Annotated in this window: 16 protein-coding genes; 12 read left to right on the forward strand and 4 right to left on the reverse strand. The window is 72.8% G+C overall.

Translation table 11 applies throughout. From position 1 onward, the window contains the following. Positions 1 to 42: 42 nt before the first annotated feature. Genes OG871_RS09435 through OG871_RS09445 form a run of 3 tightly spaced genes read left to right on the forward strand, consistent with a single transcriptional unit; the run spans position 43 to position 2,759 of the window. On the forward strand, positions 43 to 1,146 hold the full coding sequence (locus OG871_RS09435; protein ID WP_371495865.1) for a type III polyketide synthase: 1,104 nt from the start codon (positions 43 to 45) through the stop codon (positions 1,144 to 1,146). A 6-nt stretch (positions 1,147 to 1,152) separates the two neighbouring features. Continuing rightward, positions 1,153 to 1,734, forward strand: a complete 582-nt coding sequence (locus OG871_RS09440) for an isoprenylcysteine carboxyl methyltransferase family protein (RefSeq protein ID WP_371495867.1) — start codon at positions 1,153 to 1,155, stop codon at positions 1,732 to 1,734. After that, the gene (locus OG871_RS09445) at positions 1,731 to 2,759 is read left to right on the forward strand and encodes an NAD(P)/FAD-dependent oxidoreductase (protein WP_371495869.1); all 1,029 of its coding nucleotides are present in this window, start codon (positions 1,731 to 1,733) and stop codon (positions 2,757 to 2,759) included. The genes OG871_RS09440 and OG871_RS09445 overlap by 4 nt, the downstream gene beginning before the upstream one ends. Before the next feature lie 296 nt (positions 2,760 to 3,055). On the opposite strand, the gene OG871_RS09450 is transcribed toward OG871_RS09445, so the two are convergent. Then, positions 3,056 to 4,279, reverse strand: coding sequence for a cytochrome P450 (locus OG871_RS09450; protein ID WP_371495871.1), 1,224 nt, complete (start codon positions 4,277 to 4,279; stop codon positions 3,056 to 3,058). Between the two features lie 45 nt (positions 4,280 to 4,324). Beyond that, positions 4,325 to 4,528, reverse strand: a complete 204-nt coding sequence (locus OG871_RS09455) for a ferredoxin (RefSeq protein WP_371495873.1) — start codon at positions 4,526 to 4,528, stop codon at positions 4,325 to 4,327. Between the two features lie 225 nt (positions 4,529 to 4,753). Here OG871_RS09455 and OG871_RS09460 point away from each other — a divergent pair, with 225 nt between their 5' ends. Beyond that, positions 4,754 to 4,915 (forward strand): hypothetical protein, encoded by a 162-nt coding sequence (locus tag OG871_RS09460; protein WP_371495875.1) that lies wholly within the window; start codon positions 4,754 to 4,756, stop codon positions 4,913 to 4,915. On the opposite strand, the gene OG871_RS09465 is transcribed toward OG871_RS09460, so the two are convergent. Beyond that, positions 4,888 to 5,586 (reverse strand): response regulator, encoded by a 699-nt coding sequence (locus tag OG871_RS09465; RefSeq protein WP_371495877.1) that lies wholly within the window; start codon positions 5,584 to 5,586, stop codon positions 4,888 to 4,890. The two genes, OG871_RS09460 and OG871_RS09465, sit on opposite strands and share 28 nt — an antisense overlap. Next, on the reverse strand, positions 5,583 to 7,274 hold the full coding sequence (locus tag OG871_RS09470) for an ATP-binding protein (protein WP_371495879.1): 1,692 nt from the start codon (positions 7,272 to 7,274) through the stop codon (positions 5,583 to 5,585). Before OG871_RS09470 ends, OG871_RS09465 begins: the two co-directional genes overlap by 4 nt. Before the next feature lie 152 nt (positions 7,275 to 7,426). On the opposite strand from OG871_RS09470, the gene OG871_RS09475 reads away from it, so the two are divergent. The 8 genes from OG871_RS09475 (at position 7,427) to OG871_RS09510 (ending at position 18,099) form a co-directional block, all read left to right on the forward strand. Then, positions 7,427 to 8,839 carry a cation:dicarboxylate symporter family transporter gene (locus OG871_RS09475; RefSeq protein ID WP_371495881.1) on the forward strand — a complete coding sequence of 471 codons (1,413 nt, stop codon included), beginning with the start codon at positions 7,427 to 7,429 and terminating at the stop codon, positions 8,837 to 8,839. Positions 8,840 to 9,167: 328 nt separating this feature from the next. Beyond that, positions 9,168 to 10,610: a family 16 glycosylhydrolase gene (locus tag OG871_RS09480; protein WP_371495883.1), complete on the forward strand. Its 1,443-nt coding sequence runs from the start codon at positions 9,168 to 9,170 to the stop codon at positions 10,608 to 10,610. Positions 10,611 to 10,853: 243 nt separating this feature from the next. Further along, on the forward strand, positions 10,854 to 11,840 hold the full coding sequence (locus OG871_RS09485) for a GlxA family transcriptional regulator (protein WP_371495885.1): 987 nt from the start codon (positions 10,854 to 10,856) through the stop codon (positions 11,838 to 11,840). Between the two features lie 202 nt (positions 11,841 to 12,042). Further along, complete coding sequence (locus OG871_RS09490) at positions 12,043 to 12,681, forward strand: DJ-1/PfpI family protein (protein ID WP_371495887.1); 639 nt, start codon at positions 12,043 to 12,045, stop codon at positions 12,679 to 12,681. 302 nt (positions 12,682 to 12,983) lie between these two features. Then, on the forward strand, positions 12,984 to 13,397 hold the full coding sequence (locus tag OG871_RS09495) for a hypothetical protein (protein ID WP_371495889.1): 414 nt from the start codon (positions 12,984 to 12,986) through the stop codon (positions 13,395 to 13,397). A 302-nt stretch (positions 13,398 to 13,699) separates the two neighbouring features. Next, positions 13,700 to 14,455: a hypothetical protein gene (locus OG871_RS09500; RefSeq protein WP_371495891.1), complete on the forward strand. Its 756-nt coding sequence runs from the start codon at positions 13,700 to 13,702 to the stop codon at positions 14,453 to 14,455. Between the two features lie 371 nt (positions 14,456 to 14,826). Then, positions 14,827 to 16,485: an APC family permease gene (locus OG871_RS09505; protein ID WP_371495893.1), complete on the forward strand. Its 1,659-nt coding sequence runs from the start codon at positions 14,827 to 14,829 to the stop codon at positions 16,483 to 16,485. A gap of 156 nt (positions 16,486 to 16,641) precedes the next feature. Next, positions 16,642 to 18,099, forward strand: coding sequence for a catalase (locus OG871_RS09510; RefSeq protein WP_371495895.1), 1,458 nt, complete (start codon positions 16,642 to 16,644; stop codon positions 18,097 to 18,099). The last annotated feature ends 111 nt before the right edge of the window (positions 18,100 to 18,210 follow it).

Here is an 18,210-nt window from a genome sequence, read left to right on the forward strand (position 1 = left end):
CGATTGATGAGGGTATGTCAGCAACATCCCTATGCTGGGCCGGTGACCCGAATCGTGGCAGTGACGGGCGTCGTTCCGCCGCACCGGTACCGGCAGCGGGAGCTGGCGGAAACGTTCGCGACCGCCCTGCGGTTACCGACCGGCAGCGGCCGGGCGGTACTCGACCGCGTGCACGCCTCGGCCGGTGTCGACACCCGCCACCTGGCGCTCCCGCTCGCGCAGTACGCGGAGTTGAGCGGCTTCGGCCGGGCCAACGACGCGTTCATCACCGCCGCGCTGGAGCTCGGCGAACAGGCCGTGACCGGCGCGCTGGCACAGTGCGGGCTGACCGCCGACGCGATCGACCTGGTGATCTCCACCTCCGTCACCGGCATCGCCGCCCCCTCCCTGGAGGCCCGGCTGGCCGGGCGCCTGGGCCTGCGGCCGGACGTCCGGCGACTCCCCGTCTTCGGCCTGGGCTGCGCGGCCGGCGCCGCCGGAGTCGCCCGACTGCACGACTTCCTGGCCGGACACCCGGACGGCGTCGCACTGCTGCTGTCCACCGAACTGTGCTCGCTCACCCTGCAGCGCTCCGACGGCTCCCCCGCCAACCTGGTGGCCGGCGCCCTGTTCGGCGACGGCGCCGGCGCCCTGCTCGCGGTCGGTTCCGGGCACCCGGCCCACGCGGCTCACTCAACTCACCCGGCCCACCCGGCCCACGCGGCCGCCGCCGGACCGACCGTGGTGGCCGCCCGCAGTCGGCTCTACCCCGGCACCGAGCACCAGCTGGGCTGGGACATCGTCGACACCGGGTTCCGGATCGTCCTCGGCGCCGAACTCCCCGCCCTGGTAAGGCTTCACGTCGGCGAGGAGATCGAGGGCTTCCTCGCCGCGCACGACCTCAAGCCCGGCGACATCGCGGCCTGGATCTGCCACCCGGGCGGCCCCAGGGTGCTGGACGCACTCGCCGAGTCGCTCGGACTGCCCGACTCCGCACTGGAGTTGAGCAGACGCTCACTGGCCGCGGTCGGCAACCTGTCGTCCTCCTCGGTCCTGCACATCCTGCGCGACACCCTCGCCCTGCGCCCGCCATCACCCGGCGCGTACGGGCTGATGCTCGCGCTCGGCCCGGGCTTCGCCTCCGAACTCGTCCTCCTGCGCTGGTAGCTGCCGATGACCGCCTACACCGTCCTGATCCTGCTGGTCGCCCTCGAACGGCTGGCCGAGCTGATCGTCGCCCGCCGCAACGCGGCCCGGAGCCTGGCCCTCGGCGGCACCGAGCACGGACGCGGCCACTACCCGCCGATGGTGCTGCTGCACTCCGTCCTGCTGATCGGCTGCCTCCTCGAACCCGCCCTCGCCGACCGGCCGTTCCTGCCCGCCCTGGGCTGGCCGATGCTGGCCCTGGCCCTCGCGGCGCAGGGTCTGCGCTGGTGGTGCATCGGCACCCTCGGCACCCGGTGGAACACCCGGGTGATCGTGATTCCCGGGCTGCCCCTGGTGTCCGCGGGGCCGTACCGGTGGCTGAACCACCCCAACTACGTGGCGGTGGTGGTCGAGGGCTTCGCCCTGCCGCTGGTCCACACCGCCTGGCTCACCGCGCTCTGCTTCACCCTGCTCGACCTCGCGCTGCTCCGGGTCCGGATCCGCTGCGAGGAACAGGCCCTGAACGGAGGCCCGGTGGCGCCGGCGCCGGGAGCGCCGGGAGCGCCGGGAGCGCCGGGAGCGCCGGGAGCGCCGGGAGCGCCCGCGTGATCGACCTGCTGGTGGTGGGCGGCGGCCCGGCCGGGCTGGCAACCGCGATCGGGGCCGCCCGGGCCGGCTTGGAGGCGGTGGTGGCCGAACCCCGGCCGTCCCCGGTCGACAAGGCGTGCGGCGAAGGCCTGATGCCGTCCGCCGTCCGTGCCCTCGAACAGCTCGGGGTGAGCGTGCCCGGCCGACCGATCCACGGCATCCGCTACCTGGACGCGACCACCGGACGGGGCGCCGAGGCGGAGTTCCGCACCGGGCCCGGCCTGGGCGTACGCCGCACCGCACTGCACGCGGCGCTCGCCCGGCGTGCCGACGACCTCGGGGTGCGGGTCCTGCCCGTCCCCGTCCGGGAGTTCCGCCAGGGCGCGTTCTCCGTACGGGCGGCCGGGCTGACCTGCCGGCACCTGGTGGCGGCCGACGGCCTGCACTCGCCCACCCGGCGCGCCCTGGGCCTGCACCAGCCGGCCGATCCGGCCGCCCCGCCCCGGTACGGGCTGCGCCGCCACTACGCGGTGGCACCGTGGAGCGAGCTGGTCGAGGTGCACTGGTCGGCGCGCGCGGAGGCGTACGTGACGCCGCTCGCACCGGACCTGGTCGGCGTCGCGGTGCTCACCAGCGACCGGGCGCCGTTCGAGGAGCAGCTTTCGCGGTTTCCCGTGCTGGCCGCCCGGCTGGCGGGCGCCCCCGCCCGCACTCCCGTACGCGGCGCCGGGCCGCTGCACCAGCAGGTCCGGGCCCGGGTGCGGGGGCGGGTCCTGCTGGTCGGGGACGCGGCCGGGTACCTGGACGCGCTGACCGGCGAGGGGCTGTCGGTCGCGCTCGCCTCGGCGGAGGCGCTGGTGCGGTGTGTGGCGGCGGGGCGCCCGCAGGAGTACGAACGGGCCTGGCGCCGCGCCTCGCGCAGCTACCGGTGGCTGACGGGTGCGCTGCTGTGGACGCGTCAGCAACCGCTGCTGGCCGACCGGATCGTCCCGGCGGCGGCCTGCCTGCCGGGGGTGTTCCGGGCGGGCGTCAACCTGCTCGCGTGAGCGGGCCTCGCGGGTCGGGGTTCGCGGTGGAGTGAACGTTCGCCACGTCGCGGATGGTTGCGCTCTCACGAATGCCGGCGCCCTCGTGAATACTCGCGCTGTCGTGAATGCTCGCGCCATCGTGAATGAGCGCGCCGCAGCCACCGTTCGCGATGGCGTGACCGTTCACGACAGCGCGACCGTTCGCAATGGCGCAAGCATTCACGGCCCGGCAAGCGTTCCGGCTCCCGCAAGCGTTCTCACCACCGCGAACGCTCACGCGAGCGCAACCGTTCACGCCACCGCGGAGGTTCACCTCACCAGCTGACCGGCAGCGCCCGCAGGCCGTTGACCAGCGACTCCTCGCGGACCTCCACCTCCTCGAACGGCACCGCCAGCCGGAGTCCGGGCAGCCGCCGAAGCAGCGTCCCCAGCGCGATCTGGAGCTCGGCCCGGGCCAGCGGCTGACCGAGGCACTGGTGGATCCCGAAGCCGAAGGCCAGGTGGCGCCGGGCATCCCGGGTCACGTCCAGCCGGTCGCCGTCCTCGAACAGCTCCGCATCCCGGTTCGCGGTGGACACCATGCACAGCACGCCCTCACCGGCCCGCACCAGGGTGCCGTCCAGATCCACGTCCTCCAGTGCGACCCGGGGGATGCCCAGGTGGACGATGGTCAGGTAGCGCAGCAGCTCCTCGACCGCCCCCTTCATCAACTCGGGCTGCGCCCGCAGCCGTTCCGCCTGCTCGGGGTGGCGCAGCAGGGCGAGGGTGCCGAGCGCCGTCATGTTGGCGGTGGTCTCGTGGCCGGCGACGAGCAGCAGCAGTCCCATGGCCGCCGCCTCCGCCCGGCTGAGCTCGTCGCGGGCGACGAGCCGGCTGAGCACACTGTCGTCCGGCTCGCGGCGCTTGCGGTCGGCGAGGTCGCTCAGATAGTCCGTCAGGGCCTGCTGGGCGGCGTCGACCTGCTCGATGTCGACCCTGATGTCCAGCAGCGTGCGGCTGTGCCGCTGGAAGAACTCGTGGTCGGCGTAGGGCACTCCGAGCAGCAGGCAGATCACCAGGGACGGCACCGGCAGGGCGAACTCCTGCACCAGGTCGGCGGGCCCGCCCTTGGCGATCATCGCGTCGAGTGCCTCGTCCACGATCTGCTGGATCTGCGGACGCAGTGCCTCCACCCGCTTGATGATGAAGTCGCCGGTCAGCATGCGCCGTTGCCGGGCGTGCTCGGGGTCGTCGAGGCGCAGGAAGGTGGGGGTGGTGCGGGTGATCAGTTCGCGCCGTCCGGGCACGAGGAACGGGAAGCCGGGGACGCGGGCGTCGGCGCTGAACCGGTGGTCGCCGAGGACGGCGCGGGAGTGGCGGTAACCGGTCAGCAGCCAGCAGGGCGCACCGTCCCAGAGGGACACCTTGGTGATCGGGCCCGCCCGGTGGGCTTCCCGGTAGGCGGGCGGCGGGTCGAAGGGGCAGCCCCCGTGGGCTGCCGGCACGGCGAGGGCGTCGGCGGTGCCGTCCGGCCGGGCGGTCGGGGTGTCGGTGGTCATGCGGCTGTGCTCCTTCCAACTGGGTGGAGTCCGGCCGGTCCGGGATCAGCCGGGGTCGCCGTGCACGGTGATGACGTTGCCCGGGCAGAGCGCGGCCGCAAGCCTGACGTCGGCGGCGAGTTCAGGCCCGGGGCTCTCCTGGAGCAGCCGGACGAGTCCGTCCTCCTCACCCTGGTCGAAGACGGCGGGCACGGTGAGTACGCACTGGCCTGAGCCGCAGCAGCGGTCCTGATCGATGATCACCTGCATGGTGGGCACCTCGGTCCGTGGGGTGAATCGGTTTCGCTTGGCAACCATTTCACGGTAACCCAATCCGGTCCGCACACGAAGGTCCAGTACGCGAACGACACGAGTTGGCCGGAAACCGGCGTTGCGGAGGCGGCAGCGAAAGCACGGGCCGGGGAAGGCCGGTGACGGTTCGCCGGTCTCGGAGTCCCGTCCCCGGGCAGGTGCCCGCAGGGACGCTTGCGGCTCTTGCGGCTCTTGCGGCTACGGGGACTGCGGAGGTTCGGCCGGTTCCTCCGCGAGGAGTTCCAGCACCGGGAGGGCGGCGAGCAGCGCGTCCCGCTGCTCCTCGGCGAGCTGTCCGACCCGGTCGGCGAGGCCGGTCAGCTCGGGTCCACCCGACGGCGGTAGCAGAGCTCGGGGCGGCCGACCTGCCCGTACTGCGGTTCGCGGACGGCCACGCCGGTCTCGACCAGGTACTCCAGGTACCGGCGGGCGGTGATCCGGGAGACCCCGGCGGCCGCACCGGCGGCCGCGGCCGAGATACCGGCGGACGCCTCGCGAAGGACGGCCTCGACGGTCTCCAGGGTCGGGGCGCTGAGCCCCTTGGGGAGGGCCGCGCGCTCGGGGGTGCGCAGCAGGGCGAGCGCCTGGTCGACCTCCTCCTGGCCGGTCGCCTCGCCGCTGCGGCCGAGCGTCCGGCGGTAACGGGCGTAGCTGTCGAGCCGGTCGGTGAGCGCGGCCGCGCCGAACGGCTTGAGCAGGTACTGCACGACCCCGACCGACACCGCCTGCCGGACCATCGTCAGGTCGCGCGCCGAGGTGACGGCGATGACGTCCGCGGCGTGGCCGGCCGCGCGAAGCGTGCGGAAGAGCCGCAGGCCGTGGCCGTCCGGGAGGTAGAGGTCGAGCAGGACGAGGTCGACGGGGGCGCCGTCGGCCCGGGCGCGGTCGAGCGTGCGCAGGGCGTCGGCGCAGGTGTGGACGGTGGCCTCGACCCGGAAGCCGGGGGTGCGCTGGACGTAGAGCGAGTGGGCGGCGGCCGCCACCGGGTCGTCCTCGACCACCAGCACGGAGATCATCGGAGCGCCACCCGCGCCGCGCGGTCCGGCCCGGGCGCCCCCTGCGCCGCCTCCGTGCCCGGGCCGACCCGCACCGTGGGCCGCCGCAGCGGCAGCCGTACGGTGAGCACGGCGCCGCGCTCGCGGCCGAGTTCGACGGTGCCGCCGTTGCGCCGGGCGGTCTGGGCGACCAGCGCGAGGCCCAGCCCACGGCCGTGCTGCTTGGTGGTCCAGCCGCGCCGGAACACCTCCTCGGCCGCCTGCGGGTCGATGCCCGCGCCGGTGTCGGCGACCCGGAGCAGCAGTTCGGCACCGTCCGCCCGCGCGGTGACGGTGACGGTGACCTCGGGCGGCCCGGGGTGGTGCGCGGCGTTCTCGATGGCGGCGTCCACGGCGTTGTCGACCAGGTTGCCGAGCAGGGTGACCAGGTCGCGCGGGGCCAGCTCGGCCGGGAGTACCCCGTCGTCGATCCGGCTGTCCTGGGTGAGGACCAGCTCCACGCCGCGTTCGGCGGCCTGGGCGGCCTTTCCGAGCAGCAGGGCGGCCAGCACCGGTTCGCTGACGGCCGCGACCACCCGGTCGGTGAGCTGCTGGGCGAGGGCGAGTTCGGCGGTGGCGAACTCCACCGCCTCGCGGTGGCGGCCGAGTTCGATCAGCGAGACCACGGCGTGCAGCCGGTTGGCGGCCTCGTGCGCCTGCGCGCCGAGCGCCTCGGCGAAGCCGCGTACCGAGTCCAACTCTCCGGTGAGACCCTGGAGTTCGGTGTGGTCGCGAAGGGTCACCACGGTGCCGAGGCCCGGCCCGATGGCGGAGGTGTTGAGCAGCACGACCCGTTCGGCGGTCAGGTGCACCTCGTCGCGCACCGGGGAGGGCGACAGCAGCGCCCCGACGAGGGAGTCCGGCAGGCCCAGCCCGTCCACCGCAACATCAGTCAACTCGCCGCACAGACCCAGCAGTTCACGGGCCGCGTCGTTGCAGAGCAGCACCCGGTGCCGGCCGTCCAGCAGGACCAGGCCCTCGCGCACCGAGTGCAGGGTGGCCTGGTGGTAGTCGTAGAGGTGGCTGAGCTCGGCGGCGCCCATGCCGTGGGTGTGCCGGCGCAGCCGGGCGCCGACGAGGTAGGTGCCCAGGCCGCCGAGCGCCAGCGCCGCGACGGCGACTCCCGCCAGCGCGATGATCGGCCCGCGGAGTTGGTCGCTGATCGCCTCGACCGTGATGCCCGCACTGACCAGCGCCACCACCCGCCGGTGCTCGTCGAAGACCGGCGCGACCACCCGGACGGACGGGCCGAGCGTGCCGGTGTACGTCTCCGGGAAGATCTCCCCGGCCAGGGCGCGGTCGATGTGACCGAGGAACGGCCGGCCGATCTGCGCGGCATCGCGGTGGGTCCAGCGGATGCCGTCGGTGTCCATCACGGTGACGAAGTCCACCCCGGTGTCCTGGCGGACCTGCTCGGCGTACGGCTGGAGGACGGCCGAGGGGTCCGGGGCGGCGGCGGCCTCGCGGACGGTCGGGGAGTCGGCGACCGCGACGGCCGCGGCGCGGACCTGTCGCAGCGCGGCGCCCTCGGCCCGGTCGGCCGTGAACAGGTACGCGAGCACGGCCCCGCCCGCGACCACGGCGGCCACGATGACGATCTGCACCGCGAACAGCCGGCCCGCCAGGCTGTGCAGCCAGCGGCGCGGCGGAGGGTTCGGGTGCGGGGTCATGCCGGACAGTCTGCCCTGCTCGGCGGCGCGGGCAAGGGGTCCGGCCGCGTGAACTCTATGAACGCAAACGTGACGGTCGTCACCTCGGCGCCCATAGTTCGGATCGGCCCACCACCCGGGCCGCAGGGACATCGGGGCAAAGGAGCCGCAGGATGACGACGACCACGGGAGCAGTCCGGACCAGACGATCCGATCGCACCCACTACCTCTACCTGGCGGTGATCGCGGCCGTCCTCGGCGGCATCACGGTCGGGCTCCTCGCACCGGGCTTCGCGGTGGAGCTGAAGCCGGTCGGCACGGGCTTCGTCAACCTGATCAAGATGATGATCAGCCCGGTGATCTTCTGCACCATCGTGCTCGGCGTCGGCTCGGTCACCAAGGCCGCCAAGGTCGGCCGGGTGGGCGGGCTCGCGCTCGGCTACTTCCTGCTGATGTCGACCGCGGCGCTCGGCATCGGCCTGGTCGTCGGCAACCTGCTCGACCCGGGCTCCGGCCTGCACCTCACCGCCGCCCTCGCCAAGTCCGGTCACGCACAGGCGGCGACCGGCGGCGCCACCAGCACCGCGGACTTCCTCCTCGGCGTCATCCCGACCACCATGTTCTCGGCCCTTACCGAGGGCAAGGTGCTGCAGACCCTGCTGGTCGCCCTGCTCGCCGGCTTCGCGCTCCAGGCGATGGGCCCGGTCGGGGCTCCCGTCCTGCGCGGGGTCGAGCACCTGCAGCGGCTGGTGTTCCGCATCATGTCGATGATCATGTGGCTGGCGCCGGTCGGCGCGTTCGGCGCGATGGCCGCGGTGGTGGGGGCGACCGGCACGGCCGCGCTCAAGAGCCTCGCCATGATCATGATCGGGTTCTACACCACCTGCGCGATCTTCGTGGTCGTGGTGCTCGGCCTGCTGCTGCGCCTGGTCGCCGGGGTCAACATCTTCGCCCTGCTGCGCTACCTGGGCCGCGAGTTCCTGCTGATCCTCTCCACCTCGTCCTCCGAGAGCGCCCTGCCGCGACTGATCGCCAAGATGGAGCACATCGGCGTCAGCCGCCCGGTGGTCGGCATCACCGTCCCGACCGGCTACAGCTTCAACCTCGACGGCACCGCGATCTACCTCACCATGGCGTCGATCTTCATCTCGGAGGCCCTGGACAAGCCGATGTCGCTCGGACAGCAGTTCTCCCTGCTGATCTTCATGGTGATCGCCAGCAAGGGTGCGGCCGGCGTCACCGGCGCGGGCCTGGCCACCCTGGCCGGCGGCCTCCAGTCGCACCGGCCGGAGCTGGTCGACGGCGTCGGGCTGATCGTCGGTATCGACCGCTTCATGTCGGAGGCCCGCGCGCTCACCAACTTCGCGGGCAACGCGGTGGCCACCGTGCTGATCGGGCACTGGACGCGGGAGCTCGACCACGAGCGGCTGCGCGAGGTCCTGGCCGGCCGCATCCCGTTCGACGAGGCCACCCTGATCGACACCGGCCACACCGGCCACACCGGCCACATCGACGCCGGCCACGACCACGGCCAGGACGCCCCCGACCGGTCCGGCACGCCCGCCCCGGAGAAGGCCTCCGCCTGAACCCTCCCGGTCCGGCCCCACGGGGCCCGACGCGGCCCGGAGCCCCGCCCCCCAGCGCGGACTCCGGGCCGCAGGCGTACCCAACTCCCTTGAGACGGACGCCACCTGTGCCGGATGTCACAGCGGCGGCGGCCGGGCGGGCCACCACCCCCGCCCACCAGCGAATTTGGGCAGGTATGCGACCCAGTTGATCTCGCCGCGGCCGCGAACCGGGCTTGCGCTGCCACCGTCGCGTCCCGCAGAGTCCACGACTGAACGGACCACCTCCTTCCCAACGGAACGTGGTCCGGGCCTGTCCGAGGGGGGAAACGAAAGGCTCCCCCACAGCATGCCCAGACACTCCAAGCACCGCCGCCCCACGCCGGTGACCCGCCGACGGCTGGTCGCCCTCGGCCTCGCAGTCGCCGCGGTCGGCGCCGGCAGCGCCGCGTGGGCTGCCCCGGCCCGCAACGCGGAGCCGGTGGTCGTCGACTCGCTCACCATCACGCCGGCCGCACCGGGCAGCACCGCCCAGGTCACCGCCACCGCCAAGCTGCACTCCGCGAAGAGCATCCCGGTCCAGTCGCTGACCATCGCCGTCCGGGACGCCAAGGGCGCCAACTACGACTTCCGCGGCGCCATCGCGACCACCCTCACGGGCACGCAGCAGACCTTCCAGCCCGAGGCGCGCACCTTCCCGGCCGGGACCTACCAGTACTTCGTGGCGTACAAGGCCAACAACGCGTGGCACAACCTCACGCCCACCGCCACCTTCACGTCCACCGGCGCGGCGGTCACCCCGACGCCCACGCCCACCCCGACGCCGACCGCGACGCCCACCACCGCGCCGAAGCCGACCGCGGCCCCCAGCCCGTCGCCGACGAGCGCGCCGACCACCAGCGCGCCGACGACCAGCACGCCGACCGCGACCCCGACGGTGAAGCCGACGCCGACGCCGACCCCCACCCCGTCGCCCAGCGTGACCTCGAGCCCGTTCGCGACCCCGACCCCCACGCCGACGGTGAAGCCGACGCCGACCCCCACCCCGTCGCCGACCGCCTCCCCGACCCTCTCCCCGACCCCGACCGCCTCCCCCAGCACCTCGGGCGGGCCGGCCGGCATCCCGGGCAGCTGGCGCTCGGTGTTCGCGGACGAGTTCAACGGCTCGGCCGTGGACTCCAACAAGTGGACCTCCAACTGGCTCGGCTGCCCGACCTGCACCACGCCCCCGGTGAACAGCTCCGAGGCGGCCGCGTACGCGCCGTCCCAGGCCACCGTGAGCGGCGGCAACCTGCACCTGGCGGCCGTCGCCCAGCCCACCACCGTGAACGGGAAGACCTACCCGTACCGCTCGGGCATGGTGCAGAGCAACGGCAAGGCGGAGTTCACCTACGGCGCCTTCGAGTCCCGGATCTACCTGCCGGCCTCCGGCACGCAGATCGCCAACTGGCCGGCGTTCTGGACGGACGGTCAGAACTGGCCCACCGACGGTGAGATGGACGTCATGGAGGGCCTCGGCGGCAAGGCCTGCTACCACTTCCACTCGCCCTCCGGCGGCCCGGGCTCCTGCGCCCCCGGCTCCTTCACCGGCTGGCACACCTACGGCGCCGAGTGGGCCCCGGGCTCCGTCACGTACTACTACGACGGTGTGAAGGTCGGCCAGATCACCACCGGCATCACCTCCACCCCGCAGTACCTGATCCTGAACAACGCGGTCGAGAGCAGCAGCGCGAGCAACACCCTCGCCCCCGCCGACATGCAGGTCGACTACGTGCGGGTCTGGCAGCACTGACCCTGGCAGCAACCCGCCGTCCCACCGGGCCGGTCCACAGCTCCGTCACCTCGACGGGGCGGCGGACCGGCCCTCGGCGTTCCGCACGGGCAGGGGCCGGACGGGCGGGGGTCGGACGGGCGGGGAGGGGCGGGGAGGGGAGGGAGAGCCGCGAACGGCGAACGGCGAGCGGCGGCGGCGATGGCAGAAAAGGTGGGAAGGACGACCTTGCTGCCGTCTCGTCCACGCTGCCAGGCTTGCGCCATGCCCAACCGGAACGTCCTCATCGTCCTCTTCGACGAGGTCCAGAGCCTCGACGTCAGCGGCCCGCTCGAAGTGCTCAGCGCCGCGGAGACCAGGGGCGGGATCCCCGCCGCCTACCGGATCCGCACCGCAAGCCCGGGCGGCCGGCCCGTCCGCACCTCCAGCGGGCTCACCCTGGTACCCGACGAGGACCTGGACCTGGCCGTGCCCCCGCACACCCTGCTGGTGCCGGGCGGACGCGGCACCCGGGGCCCGGCCGCGCCGGAGCTGGTCGGGCGGATCGCCGAACTGGCGTCCGGCGCCGAGCGCGTGGTGTCGGTCTGCACCGGGGCCTTCCTGCTGGCCGAGGCGGGACTGCTCGACGGGCGCCGCGCCACCACGCACTGGGCCTACTGCGACACGTTCGCACGCCGCTTTCCCGACGTCCGGCTCGATCCGGAACCGATCTTCGTCCGGGACGGCCGGATCTCCACCTCGGCCGGCGTCACCGCGGGGATCGACCTCGCGCTCGCCCTGGTCGAGGAGGACTTCGGCCGCGGTACGGCACTCGCCATCGCCCGTCACCTGGTGATGTACCTGCGAAGGCCGGGCGGGCAGGCCCAGTTCAGCATGCAGCTGGCCGGGCAGATCGCCGAACGGGACGCCCTGCGCGAGGTCCAGCGGTGGGTGACCGAGAACCCGGGCGACGACCTCTCGGTCGCGGCGCTGGCCGAACGCGCCTCGCTGTCACCCCGGCAGTTCGCCCGCACCTTCACGGCGGAGGTCGGGGTGACACCGGGACGGTACGTGGACGGCGTGCGACTGGAGACGGCCCGGCGGCTGCTGGAGGAGACCGGGTACGGCGTCGAGGAGATCGGGCGGGCCGCCGGCTACGGCTCCACCGAAGCGATGCGGCGCGCCTTCGTCCGCGGGCTGGGCATCCCGCCGTCCGAGTACCGCCGGCGCTTCCGACCTCCGACGGCTGCGGCGCTGACCATGGCCGGCTGAGGCGCCGGAGGCGGCCACCGGGGCGTGAATGTTAACGGCGGCGTGAATATTCGCAGGTCAGCAGCCATAGACCAGCGGTGGACCGTTCACCAGGCGCCGACTATTCACGCAAGGCGAACCATTCCCCCATCGCTGATCATTCACGCTTCAGTGAACAATCACGGCAACGTCACCATCTACTACTTCATGAACGGTTGCGCTCATGCAAATAGCAATCCTCCTCTACGACCGGTTCACCGCTCTCGACGCGGTCGGGCCGTACGAGATCCTCGCCGGGCTGCCCGACGCCGAGGTGGTCTTCACGGCCGCCCGCACCGGACCGGTCCGCGCCGACACCGGCTTCCTCTCCCTGGTCGCCGACGCCTCGCTCGCCGAGGTCACCTCGCCGGACATCCTGCTCGTCCCGGGCGGCCCGGGGCAGCCCACCGTCATGAGCGACGAAGCCCTGCTCGACTGGATCCGCAGGGTGGACGCCACCACCACCTGGACCACCTCCGTCTGCAGCGGCTCCCTGATCCTCGCCGGCGCCGGACTGCTCAAGGGCCGACGGGCCACCTCGCACTGGCTCGCCCTGGACCGGCTACCGGAGCACGGCGCCGTCCCGTCCACCGACCGGACGGTCATCGACGGCAAGTACGCCACCGCCGCCGGCGTCTCGGCCGGCATCGACCTCGCCCTCCTGCTGGCCGGCCGGATCGCCGGGGACCAGGTCGCCCAGGCGATCCAGCTGATGACCGAGTACGCCCCCGAGCCCCCGTACGGCGCAGGCAGCCCGGCGACGGCACCCGCCCATCTGGTCGCGGCCATGCGCGCCCGCTCGGCCGAGTTCCTCGGCGCCTGAACGAACCGCCGGGCCGGTCCCACTCGATCCCACGACCCCGCAACCCCGCAGCCCAGCCCCGCGACCCCGTGCCCCGCCCGGCGACCCGGCCCGGTCACCCGGAAGGCCCAGCGCCCGCCCCTCCCGACACCCCGCCCCGGCCCGGCCGGGCCCGACCAACCCCGACCCGCCCGAACAGGCCCGAACAGCCCGCGCGGACCCACCGCCCGCCGCCCCGGACCACCCCACCCCCGAGCGGCCCACCCCCACCGCCGGCCGACGCGTTCCGCACGGTCCCGTTCGGGCTGAGTGACACTGGATGCATGGGCGAGACACAGGGCAGCAGCAGCGGGGACATCTTCACCCCGCCGGTCGTGGTGCGCCCGCCCACCCGGGGCCCCCGGCCGTACCGGCGGGTCGAGATCTACGGGCGGGCGGTCGGCAAGGCCTTCGATGCCGCCGACGTGGCGGAGTTCATCCGCCGGGCCGGCGTCGAGGAACCCAACCTGAGCGACCCCGACCTGGTCGGCTGGCGCGGTGGTGACCAGACGGTGTGGTCCGCCGAGGAGTCCGCTGCCGAGCACGGCGAGATGCCCGGCGACGGGGAGCCTGCGGAGCCCGAGGACCCCCAGGCACCCCAGGCGCCCCACGCACCCCAGGCCCCCCAGACACCCGACGCACCCGAGGCACCCCAGGCACCCCAGGCGCCCGAGGACGAGAGCGCCGCCGCGAGCTGAGCAGCGCGCCGGGCGCCGGGCGCCCCGTCGCACGCCGATCGCCCCCCAGGGGGGCCACCAGGTCCGAGCCCGCCCACAGTCGCGACTCGGCACACCCACCACCCGGCACACCCACCACCCGGCAACGCCCGCGCCCCGAGCGCACCGCCCGCCGGGGCGGCCCTCGCCGCGGTCCGCCGATCAACCATCCAGGGCAATTCGTTCCCCCCAGGCGCTGACGCTGCCTCGCCTGCGGTGGCCGGGAAGCTGAACCCGGGCGGTAGTGGAGGAAAGCGCCACCACCCCCGCCCGAGGAGCAGCGCATGCGCCGGACCCGCCAGGCAGCCACGTTCACGTCCGCCGCGCTGCTCGTCGTCACGGTGGGCAGCTGCGCGACCGAATGGCGTCCGCTACCCCCGGCGGCACCGACACCCACGGTGACCGCCACAGTGACCGCCACGGCCACGGCACTGGTCGCCCCCGCGGCCGTACCGGCCCTGGCCGCCGTCGCTCCGGCCGCCACCGCCGGGCCCTCCGGTGCCGCCACCGCCCCGGCCGCCCCGGGCTCTCCGAGCCCCGGCGCCTCGGGCGCCGCCACCGCGCCCGCGTCGCCCGCAGTCTCGGCCTCGCCCACACCCGCGGCTCCCGCGGCTCCCGCGGCCGGTGCGGCCGGTGCGGTGGCCGAGCCCGGTGCGGCCGTCGCCGTCGCGAGCAGCAATCGGCTCGGCCCGGTCCTGGTCGACGCCCAGGGCCGCACGCTCTACGTCTTCGAGGGCGACAGCACCACCATGTCCACCTGCTACGACGACTGCGCCAGCGCACTGCCGCCGCTGACCACGAAGGGATTCCCGGTGGCCGGTCCCGGCGCCGACGACGGCCTGCTGGGCACCAGCCTCCGCGCGGACGGGACCTTCCAGGTGCTCTACAACGGTCGCCCGCTGTACCTGTGCGCCGAGGACACCAGCGCCGGCGAGGTGTCCGGCCAGGAGCTCAACCGGTTCGGCTCGATCTGGTACGCCGCGGACGCCTCCGGGCACTCCGTCAAGGCTCCGGCGCCCGCCGAGGACAGCACCGGCTGACGTTCTCGCCGCCCGGATCCCTTCGATTCACCGGATCCGCGGCAGATCATGCACCACATCAACCATCGATCAAATCATGTATAAATCCTTGCGGGCAGGGCCGGATTCTCGGGCCGCAACCCCTCATGACTATGCATTGACCGGCGAACCGATACCGCGATGCGAGAATTCTCAAATGTTCCTCAAATTTCTACAGCATCCGGCCTGACCTGCAGATATGTACCGACAGGCGCCATATGTGCAGCACCGGTGAAGCCCACCCCGTGAATGTAACTATTCGGCTTCGCGTCTGTTGTGCGACCGCACCCTCGACCTAGCCTTGGGCAACTCTCAACCTCCACCTGCCATTCACCGAGAGGCTGCCTACCCCCATGGCTTCTGTCGACCAGCTCGCCCCCTCAGCCGCCCCACCGACCGGTTCGCCGGGTCGCAGCCGTTCGCTGCGACGTGAGGTCGGGCTGATCGGCCTGCTCTGGGCCTCCGTGGGCTCGATCATCGGCTCCGGCTGGCTGTACGGCGCGAAGAACGCCGTCATGGTCGCCGGCCCCGCCGCGCTCATCTCCTGGGGCATCGGGGCGGTCGCGATCGTCCTGCTGGCCTTCGTGCACGCCGAGCTGGGCGGCATGTTCCCGGTGGCCGGCGGCACCGCGCGCTACCCGCACTACGCCTTCGGCGGCCTGGCCGGCATGTCCTTCGGCTGGTTCTCCTGGCTGCAGGCCGCGACGGTCGCGCCGATCGAGGTCGAGGCCATGATCGGCTACGCCGGTCACTGGGAGTTCGCGAAGGGCTTCCTGAACGACAACGGCACCCTGACGGTCAGCGGATTCATCGTCGCCGTCTTCCTCATGGGTGTCTTCGTCGCGGTCAACTTCCTCGGCGTCCGGGTGCTGTCGCACACCAACAGCGCCGCCACCTGGCTGAAGATCTTCGTGCCGCTGCTCGCGATCTTCGTGCTCGCCGTGTCCAACTTCCACGGCGGCAACTTCACCTCGCACGGCTTCGCGCCGTTCGGCACCAAGGGCATCCTCGCCGCGATCAGCACCAGCGGCATCATCTTCGCCCTGCTCGGCTTCGAGCAGGCCATCCAGCTCGCCGGTGAGAGCAAGAACCCGAAGCGCGACATCCCGCGCGCGGTGCTCGGCTCGGTCGCCATCGGCACGATGATCTACGTCCTGCTGCAGGTCGTCTTCATCGCCGCGCTGCCCGCCACCTCCTTCGCCAGCGGCTGGGAGAACCTCGACTTCCCCGGCATCAGCGGCCCGTTCGCCGGCCTCGCCACCACCGTCGGCCTCGGCTGGCTGGCCTGGGTGCTGTACTTCGACGCCATCGTGTCGCCCGGCGGCACCGGCCTGATCTACACCACCTCCACCTCCCGGATCTCCTACGGCCTCAGCAAGAACGGCTACGCCCCGCAGCTGTTCGAGCGGGTCGACCGCCGTGGCGTGCCGTGGTTCGGCCTCACCATCTCGTTCCTGACCGGCGTGATCTGCTTCCTGCCGTTCCCGAGCTGGCAGGAGCTGGTCGGCTTCATCACCTCCGCCTCGGTGCTGATGTACGCGGGTGCCCCGCTCGCCTTCGGTGCGCTGCGCCGTCGTCTGCCGAACCGTGAGCGCTCGTACCGCCTGCCCGGCGGCGCGATCATCGCCCCGCTGTCCTTCGTGGTCGCCAGCCTGATCATCTACTGGACCGGCTGGCACACCCTGGCGCGCCTCGGCATCGCCATCGTGCTGGGCTACGTGCTGCTCGGCAGCTACGCCGCCTACGCCACCAAGAAGGGCCTGCCGAACGCGCCCAAGCTGGACTGGCGCGCCGCCCAGTGGCTGCCCGCCTACCTGCTCGGCCTCGGCGTGATCTCCTGGCAGGGCAGCTTCGGCGACGGCCAGGGTCACCTGCCGATGTGGTGGGACATGGGCGTGGTCGCGGTCTTCGCGATGGCGATCTACTCCTGGGCCACCCGGGTCGCACTGCCCGCGCACCTGATCGAGCAGATGATCGAGGACGTCGAGGTGGTCGACGAGGGCGGTCACTGATCCCTCCCGACGAATCCGCGGAGCCCGGCCGGTACCCACCGGCCGGGCTCCGCGGTTGTGGGACCAGACGGTCGGTGATTGTGTCGAGAGCGGCCGCAGCGGAGCGCCCGCTGCCCCCGCAGGTACGCCGCCGTACCGCTAGGAGGCCCCGCCACCATGTCCGGAGCAAATGTCCCGCATACCACCAACAACGCCGGTGTCCCGGTCGAGAGCGACTCGGACTCGCTGACCGCCGGCCCGGTCGGCCCGATCCTGCTGCACGACCACTACCTGATCGAGAAGATGGCCCAGTTCAACCGGGAACGCGTCCCGGAGCGAGTGGTGCACGCCAAGGGCGGCGGCGCCTACGGCTTCTTCCACGTCACCCAGGACGTCAGCCAGTTCACCACGGCCGACCTGTTCCAGCCGGGCAAGCGGACCGAGATGCTGGCCCGGTTCTCGACGGTCGCCGGGGAGCTCGGTACCCCTGACACCTGGCGCGACCCCCGTGGTTTCGCGCTCAAGTTCTACACCGAGCAGGGCAATTACGACCTGGTCGGCAACAACACCCCGATCTTCTTCGTCCGGGACCCGATCAAGTTCCAAGACTTCATCCGCTCGCAGAAGCGCCGGCCCGACACCCACCTGCGCGACAACGACATGCAGTGGGACTTCTGGACGCTGTCCCCCGAGTCCGCGCACATGGTCACCTGGCTGATGGGCGACCGCGGCATCCCGAAGTCCTGGCGCCACATGAACGGTTACGGCTCGCACACCTACCAGTGGGTCAACGCCGGCGGCGAGCGGTTCTGGGTGAAGTACCACTTCAAGACCGACCAGGGCGTCGACTTCCTCCCCCAGGCGGACGCCGACCTGATGGCCGGCGAGGACCCGGACGCGCACCTGCGCGACCTGTACGACTCGATCAGGAACGGTGACCACCCGTCCTGGACGCTGTACGTCCAGGTGATGCCGTTCGACGAGGCCTGGGACTACCGGTTCAACCCGTTCGACCTGACCAAGGTGTGGCCGCACGGCGACCACCCGCTGCACGAGGTCGGCCGGATGACCCTGAACCGCAACCCCGACAACTACTTCGTCCACATCGAGCAGGCCGCCTTCGAGCCGTCCAACCTGGTGCCCGGCATCGGGGTGTCGCCCGACAAGATGCTGCTCGGCCGGATCTTCTCCTACCCCGACACCCACCGCTACCGGATCGGCCCCAACTACGCGCAGCTGCCGCCGAACCGGGCCCACGTGCCGGTGCACTCGTACGCCAAGGACGGGCCGATGCGCTTCGACGCCTCGCGGGCCGAGACCCCGTACGCGCCCAACTCCTACGGCGGGCCTGACGCGCGGCCGGAGCTGTGGGGCGCGCCGCTGGGCTGGGAGGTGGAGGGGAGGATGGTCCGCGAGGCGTATCCGCTGCACCGCGAGGACGACGACTGGGGCCAGGCCGGCACCATGGTCCGGCAGGTGCTCGACGACGCGGCGCGGGCGCGGCTGGTCTCGAACGTCAGCGGCCATCTGCAGAGGGGGGTCTCCGGGCCGGTCCTGGAGCGGGCCCTGCAGTACTGGCGCACCATCGACAAGGACCTCGGCGACCGGATCGCCGCCGACCTCGGCCGCAGGTAGCCGAAAGCAGCGCGCGGCCGCCCCGGGCCCGAGGGACCGGGGCGGCCGCGATGGCCTCGACGGGTCCCGACCGTTGACAAGGGCGACACCTCGCAGGGATTCTAAGCAAGC

The sequence above is a fragment of the Kitasatospora sp. NBC_00374 genome (genome assembly GCF_041434935.1).
In the GTDB taxonomy this organism is placed as follows: domain Bacteria; phylum Actinomycetota; class Actinomycetes; order Streptomycetales; family Streptomycetaceae; genus Kitasatospora.